The organism is Rhodovarius crocodyli, from assembly GCF_004005855.1.
GTDB lineage: Bacteria > Pseudomonadota > Alphaproteobacteria > Acetobacterales > Acetobacteraceae > Rhodovarius > Rhodovarius crocodyli.
The window spans coordinates 386,137-400,814 of the sequence record NZ_SACL01000003.1 but is presented as its reverse complement, the minus strand read 5'-3'; the positions used below and the strand labels follow the sequence as shown (position 1 = coordinate 400,814).

The 14,678-nt window shown below is 70.5% G+C and carries 12 protein-coding genes; 6 read left to right on the top strand and 6 right to left on the bottom strand.

What is annotated here, in order from left to right:
• Nucleotides 1–2: 2 nt before the first annotated feature.
• Entirely contained in the window at nt 3–1,595 is a 1,593-nt protein-coding gene (locus tag EOD42_RS11095) for an ABC transporter substrate-binding protein (protein ID WP_127787586.1), read from the bottom strand.
• Between the two features lie 246 nt (nt 1,596–1,841).
• Between EOD42_RS11095 and EOD42_RS11090 the strand changes: the two genes are divergently transcribed.
• On the top strand, nt 1,842–2,846 hold the full coding sequence (locus EOD42_RS11090) for a DUF2891 domain-containing protein (RefSeq protein ID WP_127787585.1): 1,005 nt from the start codon (nt 1,842–1,844) through the stop codon (nt 2,844–2,846).
• Here the strand turns inward: EOD42_RS11090 and EOD42_RS11085 are convergent.
• On the bottom strand, nt 2,843–3,616 hold the full coding sequence (locus EOD42_RS11085) for a GntR family transcriptional regulator (RefSeq protein ID WP_164867885.1): 774 nt from the start codon (nt 3,614–3,616) through the stop codon (nt 2,843–2,845). The genes EOD42_RS11090 and EOD42_RS11085 overlap by 4 nt on opposite strands.
• A 110-nt stretch (nt 3,617–3,726) precedes the next feature.
• Between EOD42_RS11085 and EOD42_RS11080 the strand changes: the two genes are divergently transcribed.
• Nucleotides 3,727–4,017, top strand: coding sequence for a DUF1330 domain-containing protein (locus tag EOD42_RS11080; RefSeq protein ID WP_127787583.1), 291 nt, complete (start codon nt 3,727–3,729; stop codon nt 4,015–4,017).
• Nucleotides 4,014–6,008 (top strand): TonB-dependent receptor, encoded by a 1,995-nt coding sequence (locus EOD42_RS11075; protein WP_127787582.1) that lies wholly within the window; start codon nt 4,014–4,016, stop codon nt 6,006–6,008. Before EOD42_RS11080 ends, EOD42_RS11075 begins: the two co-directional genes overlap by 4 nt.
• Before the next feature lie 7 nt (nt 6,009–6,015).
• Here EOD42_RS11075 and EOD42_RS11070 read toward each other — a convergent pair whose 3' ends face one another.
• The 3 genes from EOD42_RS11070 to EOD42_RS11060 are packed head-to-tail and all read right to left on the bottom strand — an operon-like array spanning nt 6,016 to nt 9,180.
• Complete coding sequence (locus tag EOD42_RS11070) at nt 6,016–7,536, bottom strand: tannase/feruloyl esterase family alpha/beta hydrolase (protein ID WP_206020321.1); 1,521 nt, start codon at nt 7,534–7,536, stop codon at nt 6,016–6,018.
• A gap of 57 nt (nt 7,537–7,593) precedes the next feature.
• On the bottom strand, nt 7,594–8,649 hold the full coding sequence (locus EOD42_RS11065; RefSeq protein WP_127787581.1) for a cysteine desulfurase family protein: 1,056 nt from the start codon (nt 8,647–8,649) through the stop codon (nt 7,594–7,596).
• A 6-nt stretch (nt 8,650–8,655) separates the two neighbouring features.
• Entirely contained in the window at nt 8,656–9,180 is a 525-nt protein-coding gene (locus tag EOD42_RS11060; RefSeq protein ID WP_206020320.1) for an Rrf2 family transcriptional regulator, read from the bottom strand.
• Nucleotides 9,181–9,512: 332 nt separating this feature from the next.
• Here EOD42_RS11060 and EOD42_RS11055 point away from each other — a divergent pair, with 332 nt between their 5' ends.
• Complete coding sequence (locus tag EOD42_RS11055; RefSeq protein WP_127787579.1) at nt 9,513–10,181, top strand: alpha/beta hydrolase; 669 nt, start codon at nt 9,513–9,515, stop codon at nt 10,179–10,181.
• 191 nt (nt 10,182–10,372) lie between these two features.
• Nucleotides 10,373–11,293, top strand: a complete 921-nt coding sequence (locus EOD42_RS11050) for a tripartite tricarboxylate transporter substrate binding protein (protein WP_164867884.1) — start codon at nt 10,373–10,375, stop codon at nt 11,291–11,293.
• A gap of 110 nt (nt 11,294–11,403) precedes the next feature.
• On the opposite strand, the gene EOD42_RS11045 is transcribed toward EOD42_RS11050, so the two are convergent.
• Nucleotides 11,404–13,011, bottom strand: a complete 1,608-nt coding sequence (locus EOD42_RS11045) for an ABC transporter substrate-binding protein (protein ID WP_206020319.1) — start codon at nt 13,009–13,011, stop codon at nt 11,404–11,406.
• Nucleotides 13,012–13,216: 205 nt separating this feature from the next.
• Here EOD42_RS11045 and EOD42_RS11040 point away from each other — a divergent pair, with 205 nt between their 5' ends.
• A complete protein-coding gene (locus tag EOD42_RS11040; protein ID WP_127787577.1) occupies nt 13,217–14,608 on the top strand; it encodes an esterase-like activity of phytase family protein in 1,392 nt (463 codons plus the stop codon).
• The last annotated feature ends 70 nt before the right edge of the window (nt 14,609–14,678 follow it).

The window sequence follows — 14,678 nt, the reverse complement described above, 5'->3', positions numbered from 1 at the left end:
CCTCAGCGGGGCGCGATCGTGATGGGCGTCAGGTCCTGGAACCAGCTCTGCGCCTGCACGAAGCCACGGACGCGGGGCGACATGGCGCGCGGGTTCAGGTCATGCACCACCCACAGCATCACGGCGTCCTCGCTCATCTTCTCATGCACCTGGCGCAGGATCGCGAGGCGGGCGGCCGGGTCGAAGGTGGAGAGCGCGCGGTCGATCAGCGCGTCCATCTCCGGGCTGCGATAGTGGCCCCAGTTGGAACCGGCGGGTGCCGCCTGGCGCGACCACACGAAGCGGAACATGCCGTTGAACGGGTCCTGCAGGGATCGGCTGATGTTGATGCCGTTCACGCCCTGGTGGCGCTCACGCCCCTCGCGGCCCATCTGCAGCAGCGCGTTCCAGTCCATGGTCTGCAGCGTGACCTGGAAGCCGGCGGCCTCCATCTGCGCCTTCACCAGCTCATTCATCGGCAGCGGCTGCATCTGGCCGGAGCCCGAGGTGGAGATGGCCAGCGTCACGCGGCAGGGCAGGCAGCCGGCTTCGCGCAGCAGTGCGCGGGCGCGGGCCGGGTCGTACTCGTAGCGGACCGGGTTGCCGTAATAGGGGGTGGAGGGCGGCAGGGTCGCGAAGCTCTCGATGGCGACACCGCCCAGCAGCTCGCGGAAATCGGCGCGGTTCAGCGCGTGGTTGGCGGCGCGGCGGACACGCACGTCGCTGAAGGGCCCGTCCACGAAGTTCAGCTGATAGGACCAGTTATGCGGGTAGGGCGCGGTCACGATCTGCATGCGCGACGAACGCAGGCGGGGGATCGCGTCCGGGGCCGGCGCCTCGATCCAGTCCACCTGGCCCGAGAGCAGGGCGGCGGTGCGGGTCGATGCCTCGGGCATCGGCAGCAGCACCAGGCGGTCGTGACGCGGGCGGCGGGCCTCGTCCCAGTATTCGGCGTTGCGCACCAGCTCCAGGCGCTCACCGGGCACCATGCGGGAGAAGCGATAGGGGCCGGTGCCGGACGGGTTGCGGGCGAAGGCGTCGGCGTCGTTGTTCACCTCGGCCGAACGGCGGGGGCTGACCATCATCAGGAACGACATGTTGTAGGGCAGCAGGCTGTCCGGCTGCTTGGTGGTGATGGCCACCGTGAATTCGTCGACCTGCTCGATGCTCTCGTAATTGCCCAGATAGGCGCGGGCGAAGGCGAACTGGCGGGCGTTGAACTGCGGCGCGCTTTCCAGCGTGAAGCGGTGGAAGTTCCACACGATGTCGGCGGCGGTCAGCGGCGAGCCATCATGGAACTTCACGCCGCGGCGGATATGGAACAGCCAGCGGCGGTTGTTGTTGGGGTCGATCTCCCAACGCTCGGCCAGGCCGGGCTTGATGTCGGCCGCGACGTCGCCGCGCGACAGATCCCAGGAAACCAGCGCGTCGTACAGATTGTAGCCGACGAAGCGCCAGCCCTCGAAGCCCTGGTCGGGGATGCCGGCGGTCAGCGGGATGTCGCCGGCGGTCATGGCGACGCGCAGCACGGTTTCCTGCGCCCGGGCGGGCGGGGCGGCGAGGGTGGCGAGCAGGGCGAAGCCCGCGGCCAGGGTGGCAAGGCGTCTCGTCGTCATGTCATCTCCCGTGCGGTCGGCGCGAGGGCCGCCGGCAAACGTGAACTCGTGATCAGCATCCCCACCGCCCCATGTTGCGGTGCGTTACGGCAAGGCTAGGCGGGGCGGGAAAGCCGCAGCAAGGTCAAAATGCAGGCATTTGCACTCACTTTCAGGCACTTAAGCCAAGTATACCGGCGCGCTGTCCAATTACTGTGCAAACCGCCCCGGCATGGTCTGATCGCCCCGATGAGCCCATGATGCGGCATGACCGAGTTCACACCCGACCTCGCCACGCGCTTCGCGGACATCGCCCTGGGCCATGTCGAGCGCGAATATCCCAACAAGCCCGACCACACGCTGGAACGTGACGAGGACGCCCGCACGCCACGGCAGCTGCACCCCATCTTCTACGGCAGCTATGACTGGCACTCCTGTCTGCACAGCCACTGGCTGCTGGCGCGGGTGCTGCGGCGCCATCCGGGCCTGCCGGTTTCCGGGCGGATAGCGGCGCTGTTCGACCGGCAGTTCACCCCCGCGAAAGTGGCCGGCGAATGCGCCTATCTGGCGCGCCCCTCGGCCCGCGGCTTCAAGCGGCCCTATGGCTGGGCCTGGGCGCTGAAGCTGGCCACCGAGCTGGCCGCCCTGCCCGACCGCCGCTGGTCCGTCGCGCTGACACCCTTCGCCGGCGCCTTCACCCGGCGCTTCCGGGACTTCCTGCCGATCGCGACCTATCCGGTGCGGGTCGGCACGCATTTCAACACGGCCTTCGGCCTGCGCATGGCCGCCGACCATGCGGAGGCGAGCGACGATGCCTCCCTCCTCGCGCTGCTGCGGTCCACCGCGCGGCGCTGGTACGGCGCCGACCGCGACTGCCCCGCCTGGGGCGAGCCCAGCGGCGATGATTTCCTGTCATCCGCGCTGATCGAGGCGGAGGCGATGCGCCGCCTGCTGCCCTCGCGTGAATTCCTGCCCTGGTTCGACGCCTTCCTGCCCCATCTGGCGCAGGCCCGCCCCGCCAACCTGTTCGCCCCGCCCCAGGTGAGCGACCGCAGCGACGGCAAGATCGCGCATCTGGACGGGCTGGCATTGAGTCGCGCTTGGTGCTTCCGGGGGCTGGCCGGGGCCCTGCCCGCCCAGGATGCCCGGCGCGCGCTGATGGAACAGGCGGCCGCCCGCCACCTGGCCGCCGCCCTGCCGCATCTGGACGGCGACTATATGGGCGAGCACTGGCTGGCCAGCTTCGCCGCCCTGGCGCTGGATGAGGCCTAGCTTTCCCCGCCCAGACGCAGCGAATACATGAAGTGCTCGGAGGAGGCGTGGATGTTCGTCGTCGCCTCCAGCAGCTGCCCGCCCTGGGCCAGGAACTGGCGGCGGATGAACAGGCCTGGCGCATGGGCCGCGACACCCAGCGCCTGGGCCTGGGCCGAGTCGAGGGAGATGGCGCCCATGTCCTGGTGCACGGCGGCCACCGGAATGCCGTGGCGCTGCGCGATCAGCCGATAGGCCGGGGTGGCCGCCAGATCGTCCGACATCGCGATCTCGGTGAAGGCCGAGGCGATATAGAGATCACAGACCGAGATCGCCTCTCCGGTATCGGCACCGCGGCGCACGCCATGCACATGGATGAAGGCCGTGCCCGCCGGGCAGTTCAGCCGGTTGGCCAAAGCGGCGTCGGCCACGATGCGCTGGCGCCCCCGGATGTCCAGCCGCACCGGGCCCTCATAGCCCATCACATCCGTCGCGCTGCGCACGGCCAGCACATATTTGCCGCGCGGCTGGTCGGCGATGACGCGGGTGCCCACCCCCTGGGCGCTGGCCACCAGCCCCAGGTCGGAGAGCCGCCGCAGCGCCTGGCGCACGGTGGAGCGGCTGACGCCGAACTGCGCGCACAGCTCCTGCTCGCTGGGCAGCAGCGTGCCCACGGGGCGCCGCCCCTCCAGGATCTCGGAGGCAAGGGCGGTCGCCACCGCCGCATAGCGCGGCTGCGCCGCCAGCAGGCTGGCGGCGTCGATCGGCGCGCCGGTATCGTCTTGAGGCATGGTGCGTGGCTTTCCCTGTATGGGTTTCATACAGGTCGTCCGTACAGGCACACAAGCCATTGGCGCGCCGCCCCATCCCGGCCAGGATCGCTGCGGGGAGGACAAGCACCATGCCAGCCTATCTGATCGGCGACATCGACATCCATGACGAGGCGGGATTCGCCGCCTATCGCGCCCCGGCGCTGGAGGTGGTGCGCCGCTTCGGCGGCCGGACCATCGCCATCGACAAGGCCCCGCTGACGCTGGAGGGCGACTGGGCCTCGCGGGACATGATCGTGATCGAGTTCCCGGACATGGAGGCGATCCGCGCGCTGTTCGCCTCACCTGACTACGCCCCGCTGATCGCGGCACGCCAGGCCAGCGCCCGTTCCCGGCTGATCGCGGTGCAGGGCCTGGCGTGAGGCTGGCCGCCACGCTGCTACTGCTGCTGCCCCTGCCGGCGCTGGCGCAGGAGCTGCCGGCGCTGGACGTCGTCGCCGCACCGCCCCTCTCGGCCACCGAGCGCGAGGTGGAGAGGGACGAATTGCTGGCACGCCCCGTCGCACGGGTAGGGGAGCTGCTGGAGGCAGCCCCCGGCCTGATCGTCACGCAGCACAGCGGCGAGGGGAAGGCGAACCAGTATTTCCTGCGCGGCTTCAACCTGGACCACGGCACGGATCTGGCGATCAGCGTGGACGGCATGCCGGTGAACATGCCCACCCACGGCCATGGCCAGGGCTATGCCGACCTGAACTTCCTGATCCCGGAGGCGCTGGCCGGGCTGTCGGTGCGCAAGGGCCCCTTCGCGGCCGAGCACGGGGATTTCGCCACCGCCGGCGCGCTGCGCCTGGGCCTGGCCGACACGCTGCGCCCCTTCGCGCAGGCCAGCTATGGCAGTTACGGCTATTGGCGGGGTGTGGCGGGCGGCAGCATGCGCCTGGGCGAAGGCAACCTGCTGGGGATGGTCGAGGCCGCGGGCAACCAGGGCCCCTGGCAGCGCGGCGAGCATCTGCACCGCCTGAACGCCCTGTTGCGCTACAGCCGGGGCACGGAGGATGACGGGCTGACCGTCACGGCCATGGCCTATGCCGGGCGCTGGACCTCGACCGACCAGATACCGGAGCGCGCCGCCATCGGCCGCTACGGCACGCTGGACCCCAGCGACGGCGGCAATGCGCAGCGCTACTCGCTGTCGGCGCGCTGGGCGCGGAGTGGGGAATGGGGCACCACCGCCGTCTCGGCCTATGCCATCCATTCCCGGCTGAACCTGTGGAACAACTTCACCTATGCGCTGGACGACCCGGAGCGCGGGGACCAGTTCCGGCAATCCGACCGGCGCTGGGTCATGGGTTTCGATGCGCGGCACAGCCTGCCGACGACGCTGGCCGGCCTGCCGCTGACGCTGCGGGCGGGAATCCAGGGGCGCTATGACGACATCGCGCTGGGGCTGTTCCGCACGCAGGAACGCGCCTGGCTGTCGACCGTGCGGGCGGACCGGGTGCGGGAGGGCACGGCAGGCCTCTGGGCCGATGCGACGCTGACCGCCCTGCCCTGGCTGCGCCTCACGGCCGGGCTGCGCGGCGACGTGACCGGCGGGCGCGTGCGCAGCGACCTGGCCGCCAATTCCGGCACGGCGCAGCAGGCGATGCTGAGCCCGAAGCTGGGGCTGGTGTTAGGTCCGTTCCTGCGCACCGAGTTCTTCGCCCAGGCCGGCACCGGCTTTCACAGCAACGACCTGCGCGGCGCCACCATCATTGTGGCCCCCGGCGACCGCATCAGCCCGATGTCGCGGGTGCCCGTGCTGGTGCGCGCCCGGGGTGTCGAGATCGGCCTGCGCAGCCGCCCCGCCGAGGGGCTGGAACTGACCCTCTCGGGCTTCCTGCTGACGCTGGGCTCCGAGATCCTGTTCGTGGGCGACGCCGGCACCACCGAGGCCGGCCGGCCCAGCCGCCGCCTGGGCGTCGAGGCCACCGCGCGATGGCAGCCCACGCCCTGGCTGGCGCTGGACGGCGAGATCGCCGCCACCCAGGCGCGTTTCACCGACACCGACCCGGCGGGCAACCGCATCCCCGGCGCGCCGGCGCTGATCGCCACCGCCGGTATCCGCCTGGGCCGCGAGCAGGGCTGGTTCGCCGGTGCCCGGCTGCGCCATTTCGGCGAGCGCCCGCTGGTCGAGGACAATTCCACCCGGTCGCGTGCGACGACCCTGGTGAACGGGCGGGTGGGATACGCGTTCGGCAATGGCGTGCGGGCGCAGTTGGATGGGCTGAACCTGCTGAACGCGCGCGGCAGCCAGATCGAGTATTTCTACACGTCACGCCTGCCGGGGGAGCCGACAGGAGGTGTGGCCGGGCGGCATCTGCACCCGGCGGAGCCACTCTCGCTGCGCCTGACTGTAACGGTGCCGCTGTAGGGCGCCCTCACCGGCAGGCGAAGCTTTCCGCCACCGCCGCATCGCCGCCCTGATGGCGGGCCTGCTGCGGCCAGGGGCAGACGGGGCGGCTGAACCGGGGCTCCGCCTGGCGCGTCGTCGGGATGGAGGCAGGCGGCTGGCCGCGCTCCACCCAGTTCTCCAGCGCGGTCAGCGGGTCGAAGCCCGTCTCGCTGATGCCGGGGCCGGCCGGCGAGAGGCCGCAATGGTCGAAGCCCGGGATCATGAACAGCCGGGCGAACTGGTCCATCTGCTCGCGCCCGCCGGCCGCGCGGGTGGCGGCCTCGAACCAGTCCACCGTGCGTTCCGGCGTAACGATCGCATCGGCCCAGCCGTGATAGACGATGAGGCGCGCGTTGCGGGCGCGGAAGCGCGACAGATCGGTGGAGGTGGCGTTGTACAGCGCGCCCATGAAGGCCAGCCGGGCCGGGTCGCGCTCCATGTCGAACTGGCTGACCTGGTAATTCTCTCCCGGGTCCTCCTGGAAGGCCATGTAGCGCAGGAAATTCAACGCAAACAGCGGGTTAACCGCGGGCGCCGTGGCGGAACCGGTCAGCCACACGGGCCAGAACGCCTCGGACCCCATGGGAATGCCGCCCGGATACAGCTGCTGGCCCGCCGCGTTGCGCGGGCCGCGATACCAGGCGCGCAGCACGCCCACCTCGGCGGGGCTGAGGCATTGCTCCCCGCTGCTACCTGCCGGGCATTGCAGCGTCGCGGGGTCGAACTGGCAGGCGCGCGGGTTGGAGACCATGCCGTCGCGCAGCCCATCGGTGGCGTCGCAGGCCTCGGTCACGGCGCGGCTGATCAGCGGCACGCGGGCATGGGTCAGGATGGGGCGGCCCTGCGCATCCGTGTTGGCCTGGGTGGTCCAGGCCAGGAAGGTGGCCACCAGCCCCGTGTAGTCGAGCGCGGGGGAGCCCGCGATGATGCCGTCGAAATCATCCGGGAAGCGCTGCGCCTGCATCAGCGCCTGCCGCCCGCCGGTGGAACAGCCGGCGAAATAGGAACGCTCCGCCCCGCGCGTGTAGAAGGCGGCGATGACGGCACGCGAGACGCGCGTCACCTCCGGGATGGCGCGGGTGCCCCAGTCGATCTCACCCTGCCGGTTGTTCCAGGCCCAGCGTGCATCGGTGCTGCCGGTGCCCCAATGGCCCGCATCGGTGGTGGCGGCGGCATAGCCGCGGCGCAGGCCATAGTTCATGGCATTGGTGAAGTTCGGGCGCTCCGACAGCACCTGGCCGCAGAAGCCGCCGCAACCCACCATGTAGAACTTGCCGTTCCAGCCCGTGGTGGGCAGGCGGATCTCGAAATTGATGGCGGGGCGGACATAGCCCAGCACCCGGCAATGCGCGGGCAGCCCGTCGCGTTCCGGCACCAGCGTGGCCGAGAGCAGGTTGGTGTCGGGGATGGCCATGCCGGCCAGGGCCGCGCAGTCGGTTGTGCTTTGAGCATGCGCGGCGCCGGCCATGCACCACAGCGCAGCCGCCAGGAATATCCTGGTGAACATGGGTTCCTCCCGTCATTTTTCCGCATCCTGGCCAGGATGCGGCACGGGAGGCAATCTCTATCGACGCAGCCGCAGCACCATCGCGTGATAGGCCTCGAGGAAGCGCTCGGCGCTGTCCTCCGGCGCGTCCCAGGGCAGGGAAACGCGGATGGCCTGGCCGGCCTGCTCGCCCAGCCCCATGGCCAGCAGCACATGCGACCGCGCGACCTTGCCCGAGGAACAGGCGGAACCGGAGGAGACGCAGATGCCCGCCTGGTCCAGCACCAGCAGCTGCCGCTCGGCGGAAATGCCGGGCAGCACGATGCAGCTGGTGTTGGGCAGGCGCGGGGCCGCGCGGCCGACGACAAGGGCGCCCTCGGGCAGGCCGGCCTCCATGGCGTCGCGCAGGGCGCCGATGCGCGCATCGGGCACGGCCAGCCCCGCCGCCACCCCCATGCCGGCGATGGCCGGCAAGGGCTCCGTGCCGCCGCGCCGGCCGCGCTCCTGGCCGCCGCCGGTGATGATGGGCGCGGGCTGCAGCCCTGTGCGCAGCAGCAGCGCCCCCGCCCCCATCGGCGCGCCCAGCTTGTGGCCGGAAACCGCCAGGCTGTCCCACACGGGCGGGATGGCGATGCGCCCGGCCGCCTGCACCGCGTCCACATGCAGCAGTGCCCCATGGGCACGGCACAGGGCGGCCGCATCCTCCAGCGGATGGATCACGCCCGTCTCGTTATTGGCGGCCATGACCGCGACCAGCGCCGGATCGCCCCCGGCCAGCAGGGCCTCAAGCGCCGCCAGATCCAGCCTGCCGTCGGGCAGCACCGGGATTTCGGTGTGGGGAATGGCGCGCACGGCCGGGTGCTCCGTGGCGCCGGCCAGGATGCGGCGCCCGGCGGCAAGCCCGCGCAGGGCCAGCGTATCGGCCTCCGTGCCGCCGGCCGTCAGCACCGTATCGGCCGGGCGGCCGCCGAAGGCGCGGGCCACGGCCTCACGCGCGTCCTCAAGGATGCGGCGGGCGGCGCGGCCGGCGGCATGCACGGAGGAAGGGTTGCCCGCCGCGCGCATGGCCGCGATCGCGGCCTCCGTCGCGGCGGGGCGGGGTGATTCGGTGGCGTTGGCGTCAAGGTACAGCATCGCGGCCTAGCAGATGACGGGAAGTTCCCTGCCGCGCGCCAGCCGGGCCATGCCCACCCTGCCATGCAGCACATCGGCCAGGCTCACGCTTTCCAGGAAATGCTGGACGTGGCGGTCCAGCTCCTGCCACAGCCGGTCCGCGGCCTCCGCCACCTGTCGTTCCGAGGCGGGCTCGTCGCGGGTCAGGAAGGGCTCCTCCACCGCGTCGATGATGGTGGCGATGGTGATCTGCTCGGGCGGGTTCACCAGGCGGTAGCCCCCGCCCGGACCACGGGTGGAGGTGACGATGCCGGCACGGCGCAGCGGGCCGAACAGCTGCTCCAGATAAGCGAGGGACAGCAGGCGGGAGGCCGCGATCTCGGCGAGCGACACAGGGGGCTTCCGGCGCCCGGCCGGCGGGGCCGGAGCGGCAGCCTCACGCGAGGCGAGTTCGACCAGAGCCATGACAGCGTAGCGCCCACGGGTAGAGATCCGCAAAACCCCATCCTTCCAGAATTCAGCAGCGGCATGCGCCGAACGGAACCCAGCCATGCGCGACCTAGGCTGAATCCATTAGAAAACGCGAGCCAGACACACTATCATAAGCTCAGCTTTGGAACGGACACCGCCAAAGCCATCCTGCCAGCTAGGCCCACCGCGCTCTGCTTTGCGGAGGCTATGTTCACGTTTCCGCCGCGTCAATCGCGCGAGGACGGACAGGATGTCTCATGACCGCCCCCGCAAGAGGGCGCATGGATGGTGCCCACCCGCATGCGGCGCAAGCGGGCCGAGAGAGAGAAGTGTTCCGCAACGCGACCCTCCGGTCCGCGACGGTGCTTTTCGTTCCGGTTCGCTCCGCCCCAGAAAATGGATGCCAGGGTACGATGCCTGAAGTGATGTTCGCCGGCCCCGATGGCCGCCTCGAAGGCCGCTATCACCACGCTAAACGTCCCAACGCGCCCGTCGCCCTGTTGTTGCATCCCCACCCGCTGCATGGCGGGACGATGAACAACCGCGTGATCCACAGCCTGTTCACCCGCTACCAGGAAATGGGCTTTTCCGTCCTGCGCTTCAATTTCCGCGGCGTCGGCAAGTCCCAGGGCCGCTACGACGGCGGCATCGGTGAGATCAGCGACGCCGCCGCCGCGCTGGACTTCCTGCAGGCCGTCAACCCGGCCGCCAGCATGCTGTGGGTCGCCGGCTACTCCTTCGGTGCCTATGTGGGCATGCAGCTGCTGATGCGCCGGCCGGAAATGGGCGGCTTCATCTGCATCTCGCCGCCCGCCAGCCACTATGATTTCGGCTTCCTGGCCCCCTGCCCCTGCGGCGGCCTGATGGTGCATGGCGAGGATGACGAGCTGGTGCCCGTCAGCTCCGTCGGCAAGCTGGTCGAGAAGCTGAACACCCAGAAGGGTGTCTCCATCGACTACCGCACCATCGCCGGCGCCGGCCATGTCTACACGCCGGAGCAGGTGGAGAACGTGACCAACATGGCGCAGGACCACGTGCAGACCATCATGGGCGGTTCGCGCATGGCGCTCGCCGCCGACTGATCCGGCCTGACGGCCGATCACAAAACCGCCGGGGGCAGCCCCGGCGGTTTTTTTGTGCCTGTCACCCCGCCGGCCGCCGTGATCTCATGGCACGCAATGCATATGGCCCCGCCGAAAAGGGGGCCTGACGGAGGGTGTTCAGGATGGGTGCCAGGCTTGTTGCCTCGCTGCTGGCGTGCGCATGCGCGCTGATGATGTCCCCACAGGCCGAGGCGCAGACCCGCGCGCGCGGCACGGTCCGGCTGCTGGTGCCCTACGCGCCCGGCGGCGTGACGGATGTGCTGTCGCGGCTGGTCGCGCCGCATTTGGCCGAAGGGCTGGGCCAGCCGGTGGTGGTGGAGAACCGCCCCGGCGGCAACAGCGTGATCGGGACGGAGGCCGTGGCCCGCGCCGCGCCGGATGGCCTGACGATCGGCATGATCGACCTGGCCTTCCTGGTGAACCCGTCGCTGATGCAGCTGCCCTATGACACGCAGCGGGATTTCGCGCCCATCGCGCTGGTGGCCACCGCACCGCTGGTGATGATGATCAACCCGCGCACCCCGGTGCGCACGGCCGATGAGCTGCGCGCCTATGTCCGCGCCCGGCCGGGCCAGTTCTCCTATGCCAGCGCCGGGGTGGGCACGGCGGTGCATGTGGCGGGTGAGCAGTTGGCCATCGCGCTGGGCACCCCGCTGCTGCATGTGTCGTATCGCGGCGGCGCGCTGCCGATCAACGCGGTGGTGGGCGGCGAGGTGAACTCGGCCTTCATCGCCTATATCCAGGCGCGCCCGCTGATGGAGACCGGGCAGGTGATCGGCCTGGCCATCACCGGGGCTCAACGCACGCCCTCCATGCCCAATGTGCCGACCTTCGCGGAGCTGGGGCTGAACGGCGTGGATGCCGGCACCATCAACGGGCTGGTGGCCCCTGCCGGCACCCCGCGTGAGATCGTGGACCGCATGGCGACGCTGGTAAGCGAGGCGCTGCGCCGCCCCGACATGCGCGCCCGCATGGCCGAGGTCTGCTGCGACCCGGCGGAAAGCTCACCCGAGCATTTCCGGGGCTGGATCGGCACGGAGCTGGCGAAATGGGCCGAGCTGGTCCGCGCCGCCAACATCCGCCTCGAATGACCCCTCCCGGCCGCACAGCGGCCGGCGGCGCCCATCAGGCAGCGCGGCCGGGCGAACCAGCCGCGCGCCGTAAGCCAAGGCGGCGGACGCCGCCGCCCGGCGTTTGAGGGCTAGGACAAGGTTATCGGCGTCAGATCCTGGTACCAGCTCTGCGCCTGGGTGAAGTTCCGCACCCGCCGCGCCAGCCCGCGCGGGTTCACGTCATGCACCACCCACAGCCACATGGCCTGGTCCACCAGCCGGCTGTGCAGCTGCGCCAGGATGGCGTTCTGCGCGTTCACGTCGAAGGTGCGGCGCGCGGCCTCGCACAGGTCGTCGGCCACCGGGTCCTGGTAGTTGCCCCAGTTGAAGCCGCCCACCACGCGGCCGCGGCCATAGGCCGGGCCCAGCAGGCCGATATCCGGGTCCCAGAAACCCCAGGAATTGTTGATGCCGTGCATGCCGCGGTTCTCCGGCGCCTCGGCCGAGGCACGGCGGCGGGCGCGCAGTGCCTCCCAATCCATCACCTCGAACTCCAGCTCGATGCCGACGGCGCGGAAATCCTGCTGGATCGCCTCGTTCATCGGCAGCGGCTGCATCTGGCCGGAGCCCGAGGGCGCGATGATGAACTTGGTCCGCACCGGGTTGCGCGGGCCATAGCCGGCCTCGGCCAGCAGGCGCTTGGCCTTGTCCGGATCGTATTCGATCTTGAAGTTGGGCGCGCCGAACCAGGGGTGGTTCTCGTTCACCATGCCCTTGGCGGCGATGGCCAGCCCGCCCAGCATCTGCACCATGGCCGGGCGGTTGATCGCCAGGTTCGCGGCCTGGCGCACCCGCACGTCGCGGAACGGGCTGTCCGGCAGCATGGACAGCTGGTGGCACCAGATATGCGGATAGGCGTTGGTCACCACCTGATGGCCGGCGGCGCGCAGGCGCGGCACGGCGTCGGGCGGCGGGGCCTCCACGAAATCGACCTGGCCGGACAGCAGGGCCGCCACGCGCGTCAGCGCATCCGGCATCGGGATCAGCGACAGGCGCTCATGCTTCGCACGGCGGGCCTCGTTCCAATGGTCGGCGAAGCGGCGCGCCTCCAGCCTCTCACGCGCCACCACGCGCTCGACCACATAGGGGCCGGTGCCGCTGGGCTGGGTCGCCACGCGTTCCCAGTTCTGCCCCAGCTCACGCCAGCGCGCGGGAGAGGACATGAACACGTTCACCATCAGATAGGGGAAGACGGCATCCACCGTCTTGGTCTCGATCTCGATGGTCGAGGCATCCTTCACCCGCCAGCGGGCGATGTTGCTGGTGTACAGGCTGCCCTGGGCGGACTGCATGCGGTCGAACTGCGGCGCGTCACGGTCCAGCAGCTTGCCCAGGTTGAAGGCGACCGATTCGGCGTCGAACAGGCTGCCGTCATGGAAGCGCACGCCGGAACGCAGGCGGAAGGTCCAGGTCTTGCCGTCATCGGCCACCGACCAGGCCTCGGCCAGGCCGGGCTTCAGCGCGGCGGCGCGGTCGGAATGCGCCAGGTCCCACGAGATCAGCGGATCATAGACGGTGATGCCGCCGAAGCGGTTGCCCTCCGCGCCCTGGCTCGGCTGGCCCGTGATCAGCGGGATGTCGGCCACGGTCATGGCCACGCGCAGCGTATTCGCGGCGGCGGCGGGCTGGGCAGCGGCCTGGGCGAGCGGGGCGGCAGCGAGAGCGGCGCCCCCCATCAGCATGTCACGGCGGTTCATCCGGTATGTCTCCACTTCCGGGTCCGGAGGCTCGCGCGAAGCCCTGCCCGGCCGCAACGCACCAAGGCCGGGAATCGGCGCCCGCCGCACCGCGCCTGCCCAAGCCCCGGGCACAGGTTGCCCGATCCATCGAACCGTCATCGATCCGACAAGCAGTCGTCATGACGGATCGGTAATGCGCGCTCAGTCATTTCGGAGCCAACTCATGCGCGCCTCATTGCTCGCCGCCGTCGCGGCCCTCGCCATCACCGCCGCCGGTCCCGCCCGCGCCGACCAGCAGATGCCCGCCCGGCTCGCGGGCCACGCCATCCTGCCGGCCGCCACCTTCATCCTGCCGCCCTCCGACGCCCCGCGTGACTTCCTCGTCTCCGGCCGCTTCACGGGTGCGGGCAACCTGCGCACCGACGCGATCGGCAGCATCCCCGGCAACACCGGCCCGGCCTATGGCAACCGCAACACCGGCCTGTCGCTGCCCTTCATCGGCCAGCCGGTCCAGGGCTTCTCGGGCATCGCGCCGGTGCGCGGCGCGGCCGGCACCTGGTGGTCGCTGTCCGACAACGGCTTCGGCGCGGCGCGCAACTCCTCCGACGCGATGCTGATGCTGCACCGCTTCCGCCCCGACTGGCAGACCGGCCGCATCGAGATGCTGGAGACGGTGTTCGTCTCCGACCCGGATCGCCGCCTGCCCTTCCGCATCGTCACCGAGGGCACCGAGCGCCGCTACCTGACGGGCGCCGACCTGGACCTGGAGAGCATCCAGCCCCTGGCCGACGGCAGCTTCATGCTGGGTGAGGAGTTCGGCCCCTTCCTGGTGCATGTCAGCCGCGAAGGCCGGGTGATCCGCCTGATCGAGACGCGCCTGGGCGATGAGGTCATCCAGGGCCCGGACAACCCCGCCCACGCCCTGCCCGCCACGCCCGCGGCCACCAACCGCTTCCGCGCCCGCCGCTCGGGCGGCTACGAGGGCATGGCCCAGACCCCGGACGGCAACCGCCTGTGGGCGCTGCTGGAACAGCCCCTGTTCAACCCCGGCACCGCCGACGCCGAGGGCCGCTTCATCCGCATGATCGAGTTCGACGTGCCGGGCGGCCGCTGGACCGGCCGCCACCTGCGCTATCGCCTGGAGCAGGGTGCCACCGCCATCGGCGACTTCAACATGATCGACGACCGCCGCGCGCTGGTCATCGAGCGTGACGACGGCCAGGGCGACCCGGGCCGCGCCTGCGCCCAGGGCCAGCAGCCCAGCGAGCAGAACCCCTGCTTCGTGAACCCCGCCCGCTTCAAGCGCATCTACCTGATCGACCTGGGCGCGGCCGATGCCGAGGGCTATGTGCGCAAGATCGCCCACATCGACCTGATGAACATCCAGGACCCCGAGAACCTGGCCCGCCAGCGTGGCGACCTGCCGGCCAACGCCCCGGCCGGCCGCCTGACCTTCCCGTTCTTCACCATCGAGAACGTGGCCATGGTCGATGCCGAGCACATCATCGTCGGCAACGACAACAACCTGCCCTTCTCGGCCGGCCGCCACGTGTTCCGCGCGGACGACAATGAGTTCCTGCTGCTTTCGGTGCCGGAACTTCTTCGCGCCCGCTGAGGCGGGGCGGCTTCCCAAGCTGTCCGCTCGGTCTAACATGCCGGTCGTTACGATCGGCATGAGGACCCCA